The organism is Demequina flava (genome assembly GCF_000975035.1).
In the GTDB taxonomy this organism is placed as follows: domain Bacteria; phylum Actinomycetota; class Actinomycetes; order Actinomycetales; family Demequinaceae; genus Demequina; species Demequina flava.
In genome coordinates this window covers 1,224,111-1,242,928 of sequence record NZ_BBRA01000001.1, presented here as the reverse complement: position 1 = coordinate 1,242,928, position 18,818 = coordinate 1,224,111, and the positions used below count along the sequence as shown (strand labels likewise).

At 64.9% G+C, this 18,818-nt stretch carries 19 protein-coding genes; 14 read left to right on the top strand and 5 right to left on the bottom strand.

The genetic code is table 11. From position 1 onward, the window contains the following. Window positions 1-170: 170 nt before the first annotated feature. Both AOP74_RS05780 and AOP74_RS05775 read left to right on the top strand, forming a co-directional pair. Window positions 171-1,286, top strand: coding sequence for a VanZ family protein (locus tag AOP74_RS05780; protein ID WP_061961377.1), 1,116 nt, complete (start codon window positions 171-173; stop codon window positions 1,284-1,286). After that, window positions 1,283-2,125, top strand: coding sequence for an ATP-grasp domain-containing protein (locus tag AOP74_RS05775; RefSeq protein ID WP_061961376.1), 843 nt, complete (start codon window positions 1,283-1,285; stop codon window positions 2,123-2,125). The genes AOP74_RS05780 and AOP74_RS05775 overlap by 4 nt, the downstream gene beginning before the upstream one ends. Before the next feature lie 161 nt (window positions 2,126-2,286). Here the strand turns inward: AOP74_RS05775 and AOP74_RS05770 are convergent, their stop codons facing one another. The 4 genes from AOP74_RS05770 to AOP74_RS12145 all read right to left on the bottom strand — a co-directional run bounded on the left by AOP74_RS05770 (window position 2,287) and on the right by AOP74_RS12145 (window position 5,641). Then, window positions 2,287-2,910: a hypothetical protein gene (locus AOP74_RS05770; protein ID WP_061961375.1), complete on the bottom strand. Its 624-nt coding sequence runs from the start codon at window positions 2,908-2,910 to the stop codon at window positions 2,287-2,289. A 403-nt stretch (window positions 2,911-3,313) separates the two neighbouring features. After that, window positions 3,314-3,961, bottom strand: coding sequence for an ATP-binding cassette domain-containing protein (locus tag AOP74_RS05765; RefSeq protein WP_061961374.1), 648 nt, complete (start codon window positions 3,959-3,961; stop codon window positions 3,314-3,316). Further along, the gene (locus tag AOP74_RS05760) at window positions 3,958-5,100 is read right to left on the bottom strand and encodes a peptidoglycan-binding domain-containing protein (RefSeq protein WP_061961373.1); all 1,143 of its coding nucleotides are present in this window, start codon (window positions 5,098-5,100) and stop codon (window positions 3,958-3,960) included. The genes AOP74_RS05765 and AOP74_RS05760 overlap by 4 nt, the downstream gene beginning before the upstream one ends. Window positions 5,101-5,143: 43 nt before the next feature. After that, a complete protein-coding gene (locus tag AOP74_RS12145; protein WP_160297459.1) occupies window positions 5,144-5,641 on the bottom strand; it encodes a hypothetical protein in 498 nt (165 codons plus the stop codon). A 903-nt stretch (window positions 5,642-6,544) separates the two neighbouring features. On the opposite strand from AOP74_RS12145, the gene AOP74_RS05750 reads away from it, so the two are divergent. Beyond that, window positions 6,545-6,973 (top strand): hypothetical protein, encoded by a 429-nt coding sequence (locus AOP74_RS05750; protein ID WP_061961371.1) that lies wholly within the window; start codon window positions 6,545-6,547, stop codon window positions 6,971-6,973. On the opposite strand, the gene AOP74_RS05745 is transcribed toward AOP74_RS05750, so the two are convergent. Beyond that, the gene (locus AOP74_RS05745) at window positions 6,900-7,958 is read right to left on the bottom strand and encodes a hypothetical protein (RefSeq protein ID WP_152649188.1); all 1,059 of its coding nucleotides are present in this window, start codon (window positions 7,956-7,958) and stop codon (window positions 6,900-6,902) included. The genes AOP74_RS05750 and AOP74_RS05745 overlap by 74 nt on opposite strands. A 124-nt stretch (window positions 7,959-8,082) precedes the next feature. On the opposite strand from AOP74_RS05745, the gene AOP74_RS05740 reads away from it, so the two are divergent. From AOP74_RS05740 to AOP74_RS05690, 11 genes are all read left to right on the top strand, one after another. Further along, window positions 8,083-9,261, top strand: coding sequence for a MalY/PatB family protein (locus tag AOP74_RS05740; protein ID WP_061961369.1), 1,179 nt, complete (start codon window positions 8,083-8,085; stop codon window positions 9,259-9,261). A gap of 60 nt (window positions 9,262-9,321) precedes the next feature. Continuing rightward, complete coding sequence (locus AOP74_RS05735; protein ID WP_152649187.1) at window positions 9,322-9,951, top strand: hypothetical protein; 630 nt, start codon at window positions 9,322-9,324, stop codon at window positions 9,949-9,951. Between the two features lie 88 nt (window positions 9,952-10,039). Next, entirely contained in the window at window positions 10,040-10,660 is a 621-nt protein-coding gene (locus AOP74_RS05730) for a copper chaperone PCu(A)C (protein WP_061961367.1), read from the top strand. A 2-nt stretch (window positions 10,661-10,662) separates the two neighbouring features. Beyond that, entirely contained in the window at window positions 10,663-11,886 is a 1,224-nt protein-coding gene (locus tag AOP74_RS05725; protein ID WP_061961366.1) for a Dyp-type peroxidase, read from the top strand. A 95-nt stretch (window positions 11,887-11,981) separates the two neighbouring features. Beyond that, entirely contained in the window at window positions 11,982-12,902 is a 921-nt protein-coding gene (locus tag AOP74_RS05720; RefSeq protein WP_152649186.1) for a phosphotransferase, read from the top strand. Between the two features lie 9 nt (window positions 12,903-12,911). Then, window positions 12,912-13,478 carry a GNAT family N-acetyltransferase gene (locus tag AOP74_RS05715; RefSeq protein WP_061961364.1) on the top strand — a complete coding sequence of 189 codons (567 nt, stop codon included), beginning with the start codon at window positions 12,912-12,914 and terminating at the stop codon, window positions 13,476-13,478. A gap of 5 nt (window positions 13,479-13,483) precedes the next feature. Then, window positions 13,484-14,386 (top strand): phosphotransferase, encoded by a 903-nt coding sequence (locus AOP74_RS05710; RefSeq protein ID WP_061961363.1) that lies wholly within the window; start codon window positions 13,484-13,486, stop codon window positions 14,384-14,386. A gap of 68 nt (window positions 14,387-14,454) precedes the next feature. Next, window positions 14,455-14,934, top strand: a complete 480-nt coding sequence (locus AOP74_RS05705; RefSeq protein ID WP_061961362.1) for a cation:proton antiporter regulatory subunit — start codon at window positions 14,455-14,457, stop codon at window positions 14,932-14,934. Window positions 14,935-14,938: 4 nt separating this feature from the next. Next, the gene (locus tag AOP74_RS05700) at window positions 14,939-16,237 is read left to right on the top strand and encodes a cation:proton antiporter (RefSeq protein ID WP_152649185.1); all 1,299 of its coding nucleotides are present in this window, start codon (window positions 14,939-14,941) and stop codon (window positions 16,235-16,237) included. Window positions 16,238-16,516: 279 nt separating this feature from the next. Beyond that, window positions 16,517-18,127, top strand: coding sequence for an MFS transporter (locus AOP74_RS05695; protein ID WP_061961361.1), 1,611 nt, complete (start codon window positions 16,517-16,519; stop codon window positions 18,125-18,127). A 4-nt stretch (window positions 18,128-18,131) separates the two neighbouring features. Continuing rightward, on the top strand, window positions 18,132-18,620 hold the full coding sequence (locus AOP74_RS05690) for a GNAT family N-acetyltransferase (RefSeq protein WP_061961360.1): 489 nt from the start codon (window positions 18,132-18,134) through the stop codon (window positions 18,618-18,620). The last annotated feature ends 198 nt before the right edge of the window (window positions 18,621-18,818 follow it).

The following is an 18,818-nucleotide window of genomic DNA, read 5'->3' as shown; positions in this document are numbered from 1 at the left end:
ATCCGGGGACTAGGTCGCCCGAGCCGCCACACTTCCGAGCATCGGCGCCTCCCGACCCTCCCCCCGAGGCGCCGATGCCGGATCATTCCGGCCGCTCCCGCCGCCACCCACCCTGGATCCCAGCCGTAGCATCGGCCCTCTTCACAGGTAACCCACCTAGGCTGACCGGTGTGAACCTGTACTACTCGAGCGCGATGCTGACCGTCTTTGCCACGGCCGCGCTCATTCCGCTTGCGACGATCCCGCTGCTGGCCAGCACAGTGCGTCGCTACGGGCGCCTGCGCGGGTGGCCGTTGTTCGCCGCCGCCGGGTTAATCGCCTCCGCCGTCGCGCTCGCGGCGTTCACGGTCTTTCCGCTGCCCACCGAGGCGGACCTGCTGTGCAGCACCGGCGGGATCGAATCGTGGCAATGGGACATCGGTCATTCCGTGTCCGACGTGCAGCAGATCCGCGCAGCCGAGGGCACTCGCGCCGCGCTCACCTCCTTCACCTTCTTGCAGGTCATGGCGAACGTGGCCCTGTTCATGCCGTTTGGATTCTTCCTCCATCAGGCGGCGCGCTGGCCGGGCATCGCCGTGGTCGCATCGTCATTCATGGTGTCGGGGCTCATTGAGCTGTCGCAGGGCACCGGCTTCTTCGGCATCTACCCGTGCCCCTACCGCCGCTTCGACGTTGACGACATCGCCGCCAACACCACCGGCGCGCTCATCGGCGTCATCATCTCCGCGGTCGTGGGCGCGGTCTTCTCCTTCACGCGCCCTCCGCGCGATCCCGATCTGAACCCGCCGGGATACATGCGCCGCATCATTGGCGTCGGCATCGACCTGGTGGTGGGCTTCGTCGTCCTGAGCGGAGCAGAACTGGCCGCAGTCGTCGCGTGGGACGTGTTATTTGGCGGCGACCCAAGTCGCACGCCCGCGAGCGACGGCCTGACGTGGGCGGCGCGCATCACGGCCGGTGTCGTCATGGGCTTGATCATCCCCGCGATGCGGCGAGACAAGGCTTCCGCGGGCCAGGCCGTGATGTACATCGCGCCGGTGAGGGCCGATGCCGTGACCACCAGGCCGCCCGGGTGGGCCGTGTGGGTGCGAGCCTTGGTGAGGTGGGTTCCGATGATCGTGTCGCCGACCGTCGCGGGTCCGCTCATGGTCATGGCCGATGCGGCCTGCGCGATGGTGCGAGGCGACCGCCGTTCGCTCAGTGACTTGGCCTCTGGCACGGAGGTGCGATCCATTCCAGCTATCCGCGCGAGTCACACGCAGGGCACAGGTACCCTCGCCCCATGACCGCTCGTATTGCCCTCGCTACAACCGTCGAGCTCCCCGAACCGGATGCCGACGAGAGCGCCCTGATCGCCCAGCTTCCCGAGGCAGACCGTGTGGCGTGGGATGACCCCGCCGTGGACTGGTCGGCATACGGTGCCGTGGTTCTGCGGAGCACCTGGAACTACACCGCACACCTTCAGGATTTCCACGCCTGGGCCGCGCGAGTCGACGCCGTCACGGTGCTCGCCAATCCGCTCGCGACCATTCTGTGGAACACCGACAAGCGCTACCTGCGCGACCTCGCCGCGCGTGACATCGCGACTGTCCCGACCACCTTTGTTGCCCCGGGAGAGAGCCCGGCCGATGCTCCGGTCACCGGGGCGGTTGTCGTCAAGCCGGCTGTGGGTGCGGGCTCGGCGGGCGCGCGCCTGTTCCACGACGACCCCGACGGAGCCCTTGCCCACGTGGCGGCGCTTCATGAGGACGGTCTCGTGGCGATGGTGCAGCCCTACCTCGAGCAGGTCGACACCGTGGGTGAGACCGCGATGATTTATCTCAATGGACAGTTCTCGCACGCGGCGCGCAAGGCCGCGATCCTGTCGAAAGAGCAAACCAACTCCACGGGACTGTTCGCTGAGGAGGAGATCTCCGCCTGCACCGCCACGGACGCCGAGCGAGAGCTCGCGGACCGGGTCGTCGCGACCATGCCCGGCCTCACATACGCCCGGGTCGACCTCCTGCCCACGGACAACGGGCCCGTCGTACTCGAGCTGGAGCTCACGGAACCCAGCCTCTTCCTCGACACGGACTCCGAGGCCCCGGCCCGTGCGGCCGCCGCGATCCGGGCGCTGCTCAACTGACACGTCGGCGCCTGACTCCATCCGGCCCTCGACACACTGCTATGAGCCAACCCACGCCTTCGTGGCATAGCGGCTGAACTGATGCGGTTGCGCGGTCCGCCGACAACTACGTGCACGGAGACCGCAGTGAACAATGGCCTCGGGGTCGGCGTCAGGGTCATTCACCTATCCTTCGCGAGGGTGCTCGGACTTCGAAGGGCTAGATCCAGCGAACCCGCTACCGCAAGCAGCGCCCACACTCCCGCAAGAGCGATACCCCATAGAACAGGAACTGAGGGGTCGATATAGTACTTCGCAAGCACGATTGCAGCACAGGTCGCGCCTAGCGAAGCAACGCCCGCGACCAAGAGCGCTTCGATCGACAAGAGCGTCAAGACCGAGCTCGGAGAACTACCAGACATTCGGTAGACAGCAATCTCACTGGACCGCAGGCGCGCAATGATGGCGGTGAGCGCCCCGCCGAACCCGCCCAGCAAGAGGGGCAGCCACCGCGTGGCGCGATCCGCATACTCGCTGGCAGGGTTGCTCGTAGCCGTCAGTAACTCTCGGCCAATTGCAGGGTTGTTGCTGACCTCTAGTTCCGCCATCGCCACTGCCGATGCGCGTGCTGCGTCCGAAAACGCGCTGAGAATCACGACGCACTGCTCGCCCGCGATGTCGCTGTGCCGAAGCGGAAGCGTCACAGTGGACGCTGTGCCCAAGTCCCCAGGATGCGCACCCGCAAACACAGCGAGCGCGCGGTCCTCGCCCACACTCACAGCGAAAGGTTCCGTGGCGGGTTCCATCAGATTTCTACCGATGAGCAGATCCGCACTCGCAAGTTCCGGTAGAAGGGCAGCACTACTTCTCTGCGTGGGAAGGCGCCGACCCACCGGGAAGACATCCGTCTCTACATCGGGCTCAAGAAGCCCGGCTCGCCGGACGCCTCTCTGGCCAACCAACCCTTCGCAAGATTCGCGTGTGATGCTTGTCGGAGCGTCACTACTTTGGGAAGAGAAAACAAGTACGTTTCTACCTTCAGCCGCAAGGGCTTGAATGTCATCGCGCATCACGCTTGTTTCATACGCGATGTACGCGCTCGATCCCGCGCCCGCGAGCACTGCGACGGCCAGCACTACGAATAGGCGCGAACCTACACCACACACGTTGCGCAGTGCTTCGCGCGCGAGCAAACCCAACTGCCAACCGTCAGTCGACACGCGTTGCACCCCGCCTCATGCCCACCACGAACTCAGCCGAGTCGATGAGAAGAGGGTCGTGCGTCGCCACCACGATGGTGGCATCCGCGGTAAGTCCTCTCAGTAGTCCCGATATCACTTCCGTATTGCCTGCGTCGAGGTTGGCCGAAGGCTCATCCGCCAGAATGAGCCCCTTCCTCGAAGCTAGTGCTCGTGCGAATGCCACACGCTGGAGTTCCCCGCCTGACAGTGAGCGTGCTTGGGCGTCGGCAAGCGCGCCCAGGCCCACGGTGTCTAGCGCTTGCTTGGCCTGCGCGTGAGCCTCGCGCAGTGCTAAGCCTGAACTCAACGCAGCTACTGCCACATTGTCGATAACACTGCGACGACCGAGTGCGTTTGATCCCTGTGGAACCCACGCAACGCGCGAGGCATCAGGAAGGGCACGCGTGCCGTCCACAACGGACTGCATCGCAACCCGACCTGTGGTCAACCGCGCGTAGCCTGCAAGAATAGCCAGGAGTGTTGACTTGCCACTACCGGACGGTCCAACGAGCGCGGTGATTCGTCCGCCAGGGAAGCGAGCTGTGAAGTCCCTGAATACACACTCGTCCCCGAACGTCACGCCCGCGTCGGTCACCTCGACATGAACGGCATTCATCGGCACCCGGAAACGACGTCTTCGCCGAGGCTTTGCGGATCACGGGCGACGCGCGCGCCGACGAGTTCCTTAGGCACACTCACAGTGCCCAACGCGCCTGCCTCCGGGCGCGGATCGGCCAACTCGACTGGCATCCATGATGCACTGGCCGTCTCGCGCTGGAACAGGCAATAGGTCCCCGCAGGTGCCACGTAGACCGCGGTGCCGGGCACGACGCCCGTGGCGCGAGGATCGGCGAGCCGAAGCACCCCGCCCTCGAAAACCTCGACTTGACTACCCGCTTCCTGCTCGCCTGGGCGGAGACGGAGATCACCGGATTCGACAGCCTCCCTGAGCTCGACGTAAAGCGACTCAGCTTCATCTTTCGTTGGGTCGAGGTCCGAGACTGCGATCCCATAGTCACCTATTTCCAGCACAAGTGGCTCATCCTCGAGGTTCGCGAGACTGGCGCCGCTACCACTCGCGATAAAGTGCATCGATTCTGGGCGGAAGGCGACGTCCAGGACAGCCTCCCCCACTGAGACGGTCGTCCCCACCGCGGCGAGCGGCTCACCAAGTTCGGCACCTGCCTCCGGTACATACGCCACGTAACTCGGGCGGAACACGCCGTCGACCTCGGTCCCGAGCATCTCTTGGAGTGCTACAACTGCGTCGTGGTGCTCAGGACCAAACTCATCGTCAAGAGCGTCCTCGTTCAGCAGTTCAGTCGCCTTCAGGAACGCACTTAGCACGCGAACATCTGGCCCTTCGTCGCCAAGGCGCAACTCCCGATACATAGGCGAACTACCTGGCTGCGCCAGTACCGGCACTCCATCAACAGCGAACAGTTCAGTGCCAGCAAACACCGGGGCCCCTAAAGCGCCCACACCCGTGAGCACACCAGTCACTGGGCTCCACACCTGCACGGACTCCTGGCTGTCTACCGCGATGTCTACCGCGACCCGGCCATCCGAAGAAAAACTCCCCACGGTGACGACATCTGGCAAGTCGGGCGCGACACTATCCGATTCGCGCTCGCCCGCCAATGGAATTGCGATCGCGAGCGCGACAATAGGCGTTACCCACAACGCAACCAATGGCACTAGTCGCAAAGACGACCTCAAGCCGGTGTAGCGGTCGCCAATCGATCGGGTCGACATCCAACTCACCTAGACACATCTCACAGAACGACACACATGTAGCTCAGCCCAGGCACTGAGAAAGTTCAATACCCGAAGAAACCAACTGCTCTTCCATTTCTCGCATTCCCTCGGCGGGCTCAATACCGTGATTCTCCAAGCAGTCACGCAAAACCTGCGCAGACGACGATTCATTCTGAACTGCGTCAGAACTCTGCCACAGCATGTCTGTGAAACGGAGTTCGGTCGAATAGCATTCGGTGTCGATACCGTTCTCGACCGCAGCGTTCGGCACTCCGTACTCGTAGACCAAGTTACTGAACACAACGTCCTTCAGTTCATAACCTGCTGAGCTCAGGCAATCCCGGTAGCGCTGAAATGCCGACCGATACTCGTCTTCAGATACTTTGCCGTCACTTATCTCGGCCTCTTGTGCTTGCGACGCGCCGGAGACATCAAGCCCCGTCAATGCTCCGTTCGTCCCGTCAAGCGGTACGCCAGAGTTGCCAGAGGCCGAACAGCCTCCGATGGATAGAACCGCGACGGCAAGAAGTCCGCGCACGTGAAGTCGCACTGGATACCCCCTTGCACTATCGATACGACTGGAAGAAGAGATCTCCCACCGATGCACTGTGTTGAGAGGTGTATGCGGAACTGCCCACGTTCGTCGAGACAAAGTCGCCCATGTAGGCGCTGTACTTCCACCCGGTCCACGTCGATCCCCCAACGTGGGTGTAATTGACGCGTAGGCCGAGGGTTCCACAGGATCCGTATCCTGCTCCTGTCAAATAGGTGATCTGCGCATCACCCTGCGTCGATCCGCTCACTCCCGTATCGCCATTCGGACACAAATGGTAAACCGTACTCGCGGAAGCGGGTGAACTCACCGCCAATATGAGAATGAGAGACCCAAGTAATGCCACTAATCTTCTGTGCCCCATTGCACGCTCCGTTTCTCCCGGGCATGTGACCCAGTGTGGCCACGACTTCGCATGGTAGCAACCCATCCTTCGCAGTGCAAAGTCAGTAAGTTTATCCGAGACTGCACTTCATACATCCCGCCGGACATTGCGGCGGATCAGAGCCCTCACGTCTTCACCGCCCTACCCTCATCAGGGTATCCATTCGATGTTGGTGCGGCATTCCAGCGTTGACAAGTCTTCCACTCACCAAATGCACCCGAAATGTGTTGGGGAGCTCACCCGGAATCCGAGCCGAGCCTTTTCCTCGACACGGACTCCGAGGCCCCGGCCCGTGCGGCCGCCGCGATTCGCGCTCTACTTGACTAAAGCATCGGCCCTCGCCGCTTTTCCCCATCGGTTTGACACAACGCTGTGACGCACGTGCACACAGGTGCTGGTGTGACTGTCACAACCGTCACGTGCGCCACGTGGGCAACAAACTTGTGTCAAACCAATGATGGGGTTAGCGGGAAGGAATCGTGGCGCGCGGGCGTTCACGCTCTATGGCTGAACACACAACGTCGTATGTCGGCATCTACGACGCGGACGGCGGGCTTCGCGGTGAGATTTCCTATGTCGTGGGGCACATGCTGCACCGCCGCGAGTGCGCGCTGTGCGACATCACTCACTCCCCGGTGCGCCGCAAGCCAGCGTGGGACCGCATGGTCGAGACCCTCGACGGTCCCTTCACGCTGCTTCACCGCAATGAACTTGACGCCGACCTCACCGAGGCGATCAAGGGCAAGCAACTTCCGCTTGTCCTTGAGAAATGTCGCGACTCCTACGAGGTCGCGCTCGACGCCGCAGGACTCACCGCCTGCCACGTCGACATCGATGCGTTCCGCGACGCCCTGCTCGCTAACCGTTGTTCTGGGGAAGCGCCCCGTCATACGGATCCAGCAGGTACTCCGTCCCATCACAGTCCGCGATGATGAGGTTTCCGGCGAACGTGCCGCGACGAATCGCATCCGTGGGCGTGCAGCCGTAGAAGGGCACCTGCACGTTGACCTCTTCGAATGAGTCGTCGCTGAGGTCGTGGACTATCCACTCCTCGTCTTGGGCTTCGCCATCGTCGCTGTGCCAGGTGCCGTGATAGACCGCCCGCATGTCGTTGATGTCGAGCCACGCCTCGACCCCGTCGCCCTCGCCGAATCCTTGTGCGGACATGCGCTCGATGCGCGACTCAATCAATGACGGAACAAACTCTTCCTCGTCGCGCCAAAAGAGCCCAGTCGCATAGTTACTGTCGGTGAAGGATTCCCACAGTTCGAGTCCGTCCGGCTGCAGGCCGATGTACCCCACATTGACGATGTCGCCATCGACGTTGTTCACGCTGGGAACGGCGCCGTCGCCCCACTGGGACTCGGCCTCACCGCTGGGCAGGTCGAGCGCTGTCATGACCGTGGCGCCAGGCCGGCCGCCACGACGCATCCACGCCACGTCAATATCCGGGTCCCAGTGCGCGACCGACATCAGGTAGTCATTGCGCAGTTCTTCGGTGACAAGGAACAGGTCGTCAGTGGGGCTGACCAACACGAGGCTCTGGCGTTCCGCGAGCGCCTCTTCGCCGTCCCCCTCGCCCTCGCGAATCACCGTCATGTCCCACGAGCTGTCGTTGACGTCCCACAGCCATGAAGGAGCCTCATACATTGCCGGACGGTCGCCGCTGGCCTCGATGGTGGCCGGCATGACGTACTGGCTGGTATCGAGCCAAGGGGGCGCCTCACCGGACACTTCGCCCTCGGCCACTCCGTCGGTGGAATCTTCAGAACCCGTGCCCGTTTCGATGAAGCCGTACTCGCCGAGGAACCAGTACGCGCCATAGCCGGCGCCAGCGAGAATCAGAATGGTCAGAATCGCCCCGATCGGCACGCGTCCCGCATCGTCGCGCCGCCGTGTCGCCCTGTGCCCATTCATAGGGTGAGACTACGGCGCGGCCGGCCCCAGCATCGGCCCGGCACACCGCCAATGGCTTGGGTCGCGGCAGTGAATCGGCTCACACGCACTTGCGCCAACGTCTCGCCATTGCCACAGTGTGACAATGGCCCTGCCCACCCAAGAGACGACTGTGCCCAATCCGCTCACCGCGCTGACCCTGCCTGAGCTCCGCTCACGCACCAGTGCAAAGTGGCGCAAGTATGACGCGGACGTGCTGCCGCTATGGGTCGCAGAGATGGATGTTGAGCTCGCAGATCCCGTCCGGGAAGAGCTCGCACGCGCAGTGCACTCGGGGGACCTGGGATACGCATCGGGCATTGCTTACACCGAGGCGTTGGCGGAGTTTTCCGCCGAGCGGTGGGGCTGGAACGTCTCTCCCGGCCAGATGGTCACCGTGACCGATGTCATCACGGGTTACGTCGACGTCATCACGATGGTGACGGAACCTGGGTCGAAGGTCGTCGTCAATCCGCCGGTGTACCCGCCGTTCTTCTCCTATCTCAAGGCCGCCGACCGCCAGATCACCGATGCGCCGCTGGGCGCCGATCTGCGCCTGGACTTCGGCACACTCGAGGAGGCCTTCCGCGCCGCTACGGCAGATGGCAAGCCCGCTGCGTACCTGCTGTGCAGCCCTCACAACCCCACGGGCGTGGCACACACCCGCGAGGAACTGGAACGCGTCGCGGCCCTTGCCGATCAGTACGGCGTGGCAGTGGTGGTCGACGAGATCCACGCCCCCATCGTCTACTCCGACGCTGAGTTTGTGCCATACCTGTCGGTCACCGGCGGCGAGCGCGGATTCTCGATCATGGCGGCCTCGAAGGCATGGAACCTCGCTGGTATTCCGGCCGCGATCGTCATCGGTGGCACCGCGCGTCAGGCAGAACTGGCTCGCTATGCGTCCTCGACGCACCACGGGCCCACGCACTTCGGCACGCTCGCCCAAACGGCGGCGTACCGCCACGGCGGGCCTTGGCTCGATGCCCTCCTTGAGGGACTCGACACCAACCGCCGGCTACTCGGCACCCTCGTCGATGAGCACCTCGCCGGTGCGACCTATCGCGTGCCTCAGGCGACCTACCTGACGTGGATCGACTGCACGGGGCTCGAGCTGGGCGGGGACCCCTCCGCACACTTCCTCGAGCACGCCCGCGTCGCGCTGAACTCCGGCCCCACCTTCGGAGCCGGTGGCGCGGGCCACGTCCGCCTCAATATCGCCACACACGGCGAAATCATCACGGAGGCCGTGCGCCGCATGGGCGCCTCGACCCACCGGGGATAGTTGCGCTGCGGTGCGTGGCCAGAGGGCCGATGCTCGGGTCGCCTGTGTAAGAATCGTCCGGTGAACTGGGGCCAAGGAACGCTATCGCGCCGCGCGCAAGCAATGCGCGCGCTCGTCGCTGCGACCGTCGCCACGGGCGTTGCGCTCGGGTCCCACGTCCTTGGAGGCGGCTTCGCTCCCTCGCTGACGGGCCTCCTCGTGCCCTTCGCCCTGTCGCTCATCGTGTGCTGGCACCTGGGCAATCGCATGAACTCCTGGTGGCGCACCGCTCTTGGGGTGACTGCCAGCCAGGCGCTCTTCCACTCACTGTTCGTCGTCGGTTCCGGCGGGGCCATGAGCTCCTCCTCGGGCCACGCCCATCACGTCGCGCCCGGTGATCTCGTTGTCGCGGCAGGCCAGGTGAGCGCGCACGGTGCGCACGGCGGCGTCGCAATGACCGTGGCGCACATCGCTGCCGGTGTGGTCACCACCGCACTGCTGGCGCGCCTGGACTGGGCGCTCGCCCGCGCACTCGATGCCATGCGGGCGCTGCTTGCTCCTGTTCATCGCCTCACGGAACCCATCGTGGTTCCCCGTCGTCCGGGCCGCGTTGTTGCTTCCCCGCACCCGGCATTGGCCCCATGTACTAGTCCCGTCACCAGTGGCCGCGGCCTCCGCGGCCCTCCCGTCAGCGTCAGCCTCGCCGGTTAGTCCGGCCATCGCGAAGCGCCCTCTTGGCGCCCACCTATTTTGCTGACCCTTGGGGTGAAATTGCCCCTACTTGACTGGAGAATTACCTATGTTTACTGTCCCCACCCGCACCCGCCTTGGCGCTTTGGCCGCCGTGTCCGTCCTGGCACTTACGGCCTGCGCTACTGACGATTCCACCGAAGCCGGCGACGACGCGGCCGCGGCTGCCACCGAAATCTCGATCGTCGACGCCTGGACCAAGACCGCCGACGAAGGCATGACGGCCAGCTTTGGCGAGATCACCAATGACGGAGACGACGCCATCACGCTCGTCGCCGCCGCTACCGACGTGTCCGATGTCGTCGAGCTTCACGAGACGTCGGCAGACGACGAAGGCAGCATGTCGATGTCGCAGAAAGAAGGCGGATTCACGATCGAACCCGGCGAGACCCTCGTGCTCGAGCCAGGCGGCAACCACATCATGCTCATGGACGTCACCGAACCCATTGAAGCGGGCGCTGAAGTGACCGTGGAACTCGAGTTTGCATCCGGCGACACGGTCCAGATGGACACCGTGGCGAAGGACTTCTCCGGCGCTAACGAGGAGTATGTCGAGGACCACGGCGACCACGACCACGACTCGATGGAGGGCGACTCGATGGACCACGACTCGATGGAGGACGACTCCATGGACCACTCGGAGGATGACCACGACGGTCACGACCACTAGCCATGACTGAGCCCGATCACCCCTCGGGCCACGGCACCACCCGGCGGCGGCTCCTCTTCGGAGGCGCTGCCGCCGGGCTCGGCGCTGCCGTGGCCGTCACGACCGACCGCGTCGCACTCGCCGCGAGCGCACCCCAGCCCACTCCGGACACCACAGGGCTGAACGGCGCGGTCACGTACGCCTTTCATGGCGAACATCAATCAGGAATCGCGACGCCGGTGACCGCGTACGCGTCCTTCATTGCGTTGGACCTGAACACAGGGGTCGACCGTGGGGCTCTGGCGCGCCTGATGCGAGTCCTGTCTGACGATGCCGCGCGACTCATGGAGGGCCGTGGCGCCCTCGCGGATACCGAGCCCGAGTTGGCACAGACTCCCGCGGGCCTCACCGTGACGTTCGGCTTTGGGCCCCGGTTCGTGTCTGTCGCTGGGGGCGCGGCACCCTCGTGGCTTGCGCCGCTGCCCGCATTCGACATTGACGACCTGGACCCAGCGTTCAACGACGGCGATCTGCTGCTGCTCATCGCAGCCGATGATCCAGTCACTGTTGCTCACGCCGCGCGCATGCTCCTGAAAGACTCCCGCTCCTTCGCATCAGTGCGCTGGCGACAAGACGGCTTTCGCCGCGCCTATGGCTCCGAAGTCTCGGGAACCACGATGCGCAACCTCTTTGGCCAAGTCGACGGCACCACCAATCCTGAACCAGGAACGTCCGAGTTCGACGCGGCAGTGTGGAACCGCTCGGGATGGCTCGATGGCGGTACATCACTGGTGCTGCGCCGCACCCGCCTCGACCTCGACACCTGGGATGAGGTCGATCCAACTGGACGCTCATTCTCGGTAGGTCGGCGAATCTCTGACGGCGCGCCATTGACCGGGGAGCGTGAAGGCGACGAGCCGGACTTCGAAGCGACCACTGAGTCCGGGCACACCGTCATCTCCCCCGTGTCTCACATCGCGCGGGCACGCCCCGTCAACCCTGACGAGGTGATCTTCCGGCGCGGCTACAACTACGACGTCCCACCGAGCGGTGATGGCGTCTCGGAGTCAGGTTTACTGTTCGCGTCCTATCAGGCTGACGTCACTCGCCAGTTCTTGCCCATTCAGCAACGTCTGGCGGAAGCGGACCTGCTCAACACCTGGACAACCCCCATCGGATCCGCGGTGTTTGCGATCCCGCCGGGGTGCAGTGAGGGCGGCTTCATCGGGGACACCCTCCTGGGTTAAAGCCACCGTCGCAGCGGGCCCCGTCCAGGTCACGTCTCGGACACAACGAGACCTCTATCGAAACGAACGCGAACAGGGACGCTACCGTGGTGGCCATGACGACGATGGCCACTCCGGAGGCGGAGGTCGAGATCGATGACGCGCTCGTGCGCGCGCTCTTGGCCGAGCAGCACCCGGATCTTGCCCTCTTGCCACTCGGGCAACGCGCAGAGGGGTGGGACAACGTCACCTACCGCTTGGGCCCCGCCCTTGCAGTTCGCCTGCCGCGGCGCGAACTCGCCGCCCGGATCGCAGGAACGGAACTGGATTGGCTTCCCATCATTGGTGCCAACTGGACGTTTCCTGCTCCTGTGGCCCGACGCGTCGGCCAGCCTGGTCAGGGCTATCCGTGGCGTTGGGCCGTGGTCCCGTGGATTCACGGAGAGGTCGCCTTCGACGCACCCTTCTCCGTGGAGGGCGCACGCGACCTGGGCCGCGCACTTGCGCAGGTTCACCAGAGCGCTCCCGACGATGCGCCGGTCAATCCGTTCCGGTCAACGTCGCTGAGCGAGCGCACCGAGATCTTCACGACCCGCCTGCAGCTGGTCGAACGTGACTCCGACATCGTCGCCGAGCCGCTTCGCGCGATCTTCCACTCCGCCCTCGGCACACCCGCCGCTCCGCGGACGTGGACCCACCTCGATCTGCACGGTGAGAACGTCCTCACCGCAGGCGGCCGGCTCGCGGGAATCCTCGATTGGGGAGACGCCGCCGTCGGATCACCGGCCACGGACCTCGGACAGGCCGCAGTCCTCGTGGGCCGCAGCAACGTCGCGCCCATGGTCGAGGCCTACGCGGGGAGTGCGACGGTCGAAGCGGCATCCTTCATCGCCAGCTCCGCCGGACGCAAGCACGTTCGCGCCGAGGCCCTCCACTACGCCGTGACACTGGCAGCCATGGAAGACCCGCGCTACCGAAAGCCTGGCCTCAAGGCCTTGCGAGACGCCACCCGACGCTCCGGCGGGTCCGTCGGCTAGCGTGGGGTCATGGAGCCCACCTTCGCGCCCCTTGAGACCGACCGCCTGATCTTGCGCGCCATGACGCTGGATGATGCGGAAGACCTCGCAGAGCGCCGGTCGGACACCACCACCGCTCTTTACCAGGCATGGCGAGCGCCCTACCCCGTTGAACGAGCACGTGAACTGATCGCGGAGATCACCTCGCGCCCGGGCCCCGTGCCTGGTCACTGGTATCAGCTCGCCGTGGTGCGCCGTCGTGACGACAAGGTGCTCGGCGATGTGGGACTGCACCTCAGCGGCAACGGTAAGACCGCGGAGGTCGGCTTCACGCTTCACCCCTGGGCTCGCGGCCAGCACTACGCGACCGAGGCGACCGCGCGGCTGGTCGACTATGCGGTCTTTGACCTAGGGGTGCACCGCATTGAGGCATCGACGCACCCGCACAACATTGCGTCGGTTCGCGTGCTCGAACGGATTGGCTTCATGGCCGAGGGCATTCGGCGGGAGGCCTACTGGGTGGACGACGAGGTGAGCGACGACGCCATCTACGGTCTGCTCGCACGCGACTGGCGGGCGCGCCGGGAACAGGACTGACCGCAGTGGTGGACACCGCACCCCGCGCTGACGAACCGCTGTACATCTCAGACGACACCGTTCGGGCGCTCATCGACGAGCAGTTCCCGTGGTTGGCCGACCGTGAACTGGGCCGCCGCTACACGCTCGAAGACCACTTCGCGATGCGCATTGGCGACGACTACGGCGCCATCTTCCCTCGCGTTCAGGCCCACGCAGACCTCTACGGACGCGTCACCGATCTCATCGCGACACCCATGAAGGCCTGGTCATTTCCGGCCTCCGCACCGCTCGCGCGGGGCGTCGCCGGCCACGGGTTCCCGTGGGACTGGGTGATTGTGAAGTGGATCTCGTCATCGACCGTTTCGTTCGTGCCGCTGAGGGACGATGCTGTGGTTCCGTTCGCGCGGGCGCTGCGGGAAGTTCACTCCCCAGCCCCCAAGGGAACGCCGCAGAATCCTCGCACCAGCATCGGCTTGCCCGAACGTCTTGAACGATTCGCTCTGCTCGTCGAGCGCGTCGGCGAAACGGTGTCGCCCGAGAACCGCGTCCTGGATACGGCAACCATCTTGGACCGCTTCGAGTCACTCGTGGATGAACCGATCGACGTCCCGGCGACCTGGACGCACGGACGCATTGAACCGCGCTCGGTGAGCTCCGACCAGGGCGCTTTCGCGGGTCTCCTGCTGTGGCACAACTTTGGTGCGGGCGACCCGGCCGCGGACGTGGGTTGCGCACTCAATATGGTGCCTGACCATGTGCGCGACCAATTCTGGGCCGGGTATGGCCGCGCGTCCGTCAGCACGAGGCGCCGCGCCGAGGCCTTCCAGTTGTACGCCGCGCTGCGCTACATCGAGATCGACGATCCCTACCTTTTGCGCATGGCCTGGGAGCGCCTCATCGAACTGGGACTCGCCCACGAGGCGTGAGTACCACCGGGCGCTGACTGCGCCCAGTTTCCCGTCCTCAACACACCCCGCGTGCCAGACTGTCCCGCATGGACATCTACGAGACTCCGCTTCCGGGCATCGGCGTCCGGTACGAGTTCCAAGCAGAAAGCGGAGACCACGTCGGCGTGGTGGTGCGGCGAGACGGCAAGCGCGACTTCGCCTTGTACGACCGGGATGACCCGGACTCCTGCAGCGGCACCGTCGAACTGACCGAGGGCGACTCGGCCAAACTCGCCGAACTCCTCGGCGGCACATCCATCACCGCGCGCCTCGAGTCATTGCGCCACAACGTAGAAGGCCTCGCGATCGAGTGGATCACGATGCCCGCACGCGGCGGACTCACGGGCCAGACCATTGCCGATGGCCGCATCCGGACCGAGACGAGCGCCTCCGTGGTGGCCATCATCCGCGGTGAAACCGGCCTGCCCGGACCGGGCCCCGAGTTCCTTCTCGAGGCCGGGGACACCGTGCTCATCATGGGAAGCGCCAAGGCTGTCAGTCAGGCCACTCGAATTCTGACGGGTTGAGGCCGTGCTGACAGGGGTCGCGTTTGAGGTGCTTCCGGAGCCGGAAGCGTCTCACGCGGGAGAAGTGCTCATCGAGCTGGGAATCATCCTGCTCGTGCTTGCGGGGCTTGGGCGTATCGCGCACCGCATCGGCATTCCCTCGATCCCTCTCTACCTGCTCGCCGGCCTCCTCATGGGTGAAGGCGGCCTTATCCCCGTGTCCGCGGGTGAAGAATTCCTCGAGATAGGCGCGGAAATTGGCGTGGTCCTACTCCTGCTTCTGCTCGGCCTCGAGTACTCACCCCGCGATCTCCGAAATGGGCTTCGCTCCAACTGGGTTGCCGGGTTGCTCGACGGCGTCGCCAACGGAATCCCCGGGTTCGCGATGGGCCTCATCCTGGGCTGGTCGCCCACGGCCTCGTTGCTCCTGGCGGGCATCACCTACATTTCTTCCTCCGGCATCATTGCGCGCCTGCTCGACGACTTCGATCGCATCGCCAACCGCGAGACTCCCGTCCTGCTGAGCATCCTCGTCATGGAGGACATCGTGATGGCGGTGTTCCTGCCCATCACGGGCGTCGTCCTTGTGGGCGCGACGCTGCTTCAGGGCGCCGTTGCCGCGGCCATCGCGCTGAGCCTCGTCGTACTCGCCTTCGTGGTGTCGATTCGCTACTCAGAACGTGTGTCCTCGCTGGTGCATTCGCACTCGCGCGAACTCCTGCTGCTGACGGTTCTTGGCCTCACCTTCCTCGTGGCGGGACTGGCCGATGCTGTCCAGGTTTCCGCTGCCGTGGGCGCCTTCCTGTTGGGGCTCACGCTGTCGGGCCAGGTGGCCGACGACGTACGCGGCTTGCTGCCGCCGCTGCGCGACGTCTTCGGTGGACTCTTCTTTGTCTTCTTCGGAATCGGCATCGACCCACGGGACCTCATCCCCGTCCTCGTCCCCGCCTTGATCCTGGCCCTCGTCACCGCGGTCACCAAGATCGGTACTGGCATCTACGCGGCCAGGCGCAACGGCATCGGCCCTCGCGGTCAGTGGCGTACGGGCCTGTCCCTCATCCCGCGCGGAGAATTCTCGATCGTGATCGCGGGATTGGGTGTCGCCGCGGGCGTGGAGTCACAGCTGGGTCCGTTCGCAGCCGCGTATGTCCTCATACTCGCCTTCGTCGGCTCGCTCATGATGCGCTTTGCGGACAAGATCCCGATGCCCCGGTACCTCACCAAACACCCAGCCTCACTACCGGGGAGCCGGATACAGGCGCCGCCTTTCCCGCCTCCACCGCCGGGCCCGGCAAACACGGCCCCCGATCGGGGCATTTCTTGACCTGACGGGCGCGTTCCCCGCCGATTCACCAAGTCGCGGGTAACCGCCGCTTTACCTGCGCTTTCCTCGCTGAAAAATTCTTGGAAAACTGGTCACGAGCACCAATATTCGTATGTCAGGATTATCGCCGTCGCCCCATCTGAGCGGGTGATGCGCTGGCCACATCGCGCAGGTGTTGTGGCAACCGCCCGGGTCCGCCCGGACGCAGTCCCCACCCAGGCAAGCAGTCACTTCTGCCCCTTGCTCAAGGACACCTTTCGTCTCCAAGGATGTTCTGCTGTGTTGTCGCGCTACCGCGAGATTCTCTCGCTGCCCGGAGCCCGGGCCTTCGCTCTGTGGGGCCTCATTGCCCGTCTTCAGATGGGCATGACCGGCCTCGCCACGTTCCTGCTGGTGCAGATGGAGTACGACTCCTATGCCGCTGGCGGCATCATGCTGGCCGCCATCTCCGTGTCCTATGTGCTGATTGCTCCACAGGTGGCCCGGCTTGTCGACGCTCGGGGCCAGGCAGCCGTGCTGCGCTGGGGCTACGCGATCGCGATCGCAGGCCGTGTTGCCATGCTCGTAGTGGTCCTGACCGGCCAGCCACTGTGGATCGCGCTCCTGATCACCCCCACCTTCGCAGCCGGCGGCTCGCAATCGACCCTGACGCGCGCACGGTGGACCCACACGGTGAAGAACGACCGCCAGTTGGCCACGGCGTTCTCCCTGGAGTCCTCGCTCGAGCAGCTGCTGTGGATTGGCGGACCGGCGTTGTCCACAGTCCTCGCGGTGTCCGTCGCATCCTGGCTGCCCTCGGTCATCGCCGTCGTTTCGCTCGCGGTGGGCGGCTACGCATTCCTCGCGCTCAAGGCGACCGAACCCCCCGTGCGCCGCAATAGCGCCGATGCCGGACTGACCGAAGCGTCCCTCGCCGTCACCCCGGCCGCCGCCGGAGTGGGCGCGGCCCTGCCGAACGTCGACACCTCCGTGGTGCGACAGGTGCGCCGCTACCGCAATCCGTTCGCGGGCAACCTCCTGCTCACCACACCCACGGTGGCCGTTGCCGCGCTCATCTTCCTCACGCAGGGCGCGATGTTTGCGTCGATCGATGCCGCGGTCGTGGCCTTCGCGGAAGGCGCTCACGCCAAGGAGATGTCCGGGCTGGTCCTCGCCGTGTGGTCCGTCGGATCGCTCGTGGGCGGGCTGTCCTACGGTGTGATCGCGTGGCGCCGTTCGCTCGCCACGCGCTTGGTGCTCGGCGTCGCAGCGACAGGAACGTTCGCGGCCATGCTGATCTTCGCGCCGTCGTTCTTTGTCCTCAGTGGCCTGCTCTTCGGCATGGGGCTGTTCATCGCTCCGAACATGGTGATTGGCGACTCGCTTGTGCACCAGTCGGTGTCGCGCGCCCGCATGACCGAGGGCATGACCTGGACCCGCACGGGCATCGACCTGGGTGTGGCGATCGGCGCGTGGGGCGCAGGTGCCGCGATCGACGGCCACGGCGCCTCCGCGGGTTTCGCGATCACCGCCGCCGCCGGAGTCGTGGGAATCGTCACCGCCCTCGCCGCGTGGCACTACCTACGCCGCCCTGCCCGCCGCGGCACCGAGCCCACGGCCATCCCGACCACCACTATCCCCGTCGTTGTTGAGATCCCAGCCGATGCATCGACCCTCACCACCGCTCCCGAAGCGCCGTCACCGGACGACTACGCCTTCACGGGCGCGGATGTCCGGGAGCTTCGCTCCATGACGGCCGATGCTGCGGCCGCCTTGGCGGACGAGGCGGAGGAAGCCATGGAGGCAGCCAAACAGGTCATGGCTGCCGCCGAGGATGTCATCGACGACGCGCTCGACGACGCCGGTGCGTTCGACCTCGGCGAAGACTCCCGGCCCGCTGACGCACAATAGAGACATGATCAGGCCCGCAACGACGGACGATGCCGCAGCCATCGCCGCGCTCTACAACCCTTACGTGCGCGACACCGTCATCACGTTTGAGTACGACGAGGTGTCCGCCAACACCATCGCCGAGCGCATGGGCGCCATCCTCGACAAGGATCTGCCCTACCTTGTGGCGGAGGAGGACGGGGCGCCCGTGGGCTACGCGTATGCCTCGCCGTACCGTCCGCGCGCCGCCTACCTCCACACGGTCGAGACAACGATCTACCTGGGCGCGGAAGCTCGCGGACGCGGAACGGGCCGTGCGCTCTACACGGCGCTGCTAGACGCGCTTCGTAAGTCGCATGCGCACAGCGCGGTGTCGCTGATCGCGCTGCCGAACGACGCGTCTGTCGGCCTCCACCAGTCCTTGGGTTTCCGGGAAATGGGGACGCTCATGGAAGCAGGACTCAAGTTCGATCGGTGGATCGACGTCGCGTACTTTCAGCTCGACGTGTCCTGAACTCGGCGTCGCTCGTGTAGCCACGCGTCGGCGCCCGGCTCGCCCGGTGGAAACCGGCGCCCCTAAGGCGTGGTATTTCTCACAGTGATTTGACAGTTACGATGTTCTTTCACACTTCGCTGAGGGAAACACAGAAGATGCGCTTTTTCCAGGACTTTTACACACAAAATACGTATAACGGACACGTCCGAGGATGGT

Bases quoted from the DNA above. Each gene is read 5' to 3' on its own strand.
- AOP74_RS05720 (WP_152649186.1), top strand. From the start codon at position 11,982: ATGACGACGATGGCCACTCCGGAGGCGGAGGTCGAGATCGATGACGCG.
- AOP74_RS05750 (WP_061961371.1), top strand. From the start codon at position 6,545: ATGGCTGAACACACAACGTCGTATGTCGGCATCTACGACGCGGACGGC.
- AOP74_RS05690 (WP_061961360.1), top strand. From the start codon at position 18,132: ATGATCAGGCCCGCAACGACGGACGATGCCGCAGCCATCGCCGCGCTC.
- AOP74_RS05765 (WP_061961374.1), bottom strand. From the start codon at position 3,961: ATGAATGCCGTTCATGTCGAGGTGACCGACGCGGGCGTGACGTTCGGG.
- AOP74_RS05705 (WP_061961362.1), top strand. From the start codon at position 14,455: ATGGACATCTACGAGACTCCGCTTCCGGGCATCGGCGTCCGGTACGAG.
- AOP74_RS05730 (WP_061961367.1), top strand. From the start codon at position 10,040: ATGTTTACTGTCCCCACCCGCACCCGCCTTGGCGCTTTGGCCGCCGTG.
- AOP74_RS05740 (WP_061961369.1), top strand. From the start codon at position 8,083: ATGGCCCTGCCCACCCAAGAGACGACTGTGCCCAATCCGCTCACCGCG.
- AOP74_RS05745 (WP_152649188.1), bottom strand. From the start codon at position 7,958: ATGAATGGGCACAGGGCGACACGGCGGCGCGACGATGCGGGACGCGTG.
- AOP74_RS05715 (WP_061961364.1), top strand. From the start codon at position 12,912: ATGGAGCCCACCTTCGCGCCCCTTGAGACCGACCGCCTGATCTTGCGC.
- AOP74_RS05770 (WP_061961375.1), bottom strand. From the start codon at position 2,910: ATGGAACCCGCCACGGAACCTTTCGCTGTGAGTGTGGGCGAGGACCGC.
- AOP74_RS05760 (WP_061961373.1), bottom strand. From the start codon at position 5,100: ATGTCGACCCGATCGATTGGCGACCGCTACACCGGCTTGAGGTCGTCT.
- AOP74_RS05775 (WP_061961376.1), top strand. From the start codon at position 1,283: ATGACCGCTCGTATTGCCCTCGCTACAACCGTCGAGCTCCCCGAACCG.
- AOP74_RS05725 (WP_061961366.1), top strand. From the start codon at position 10,663: ATGACTGAGCCCGATCACCCCTCGGGCCACGGCACCACCCGGCGGCGG.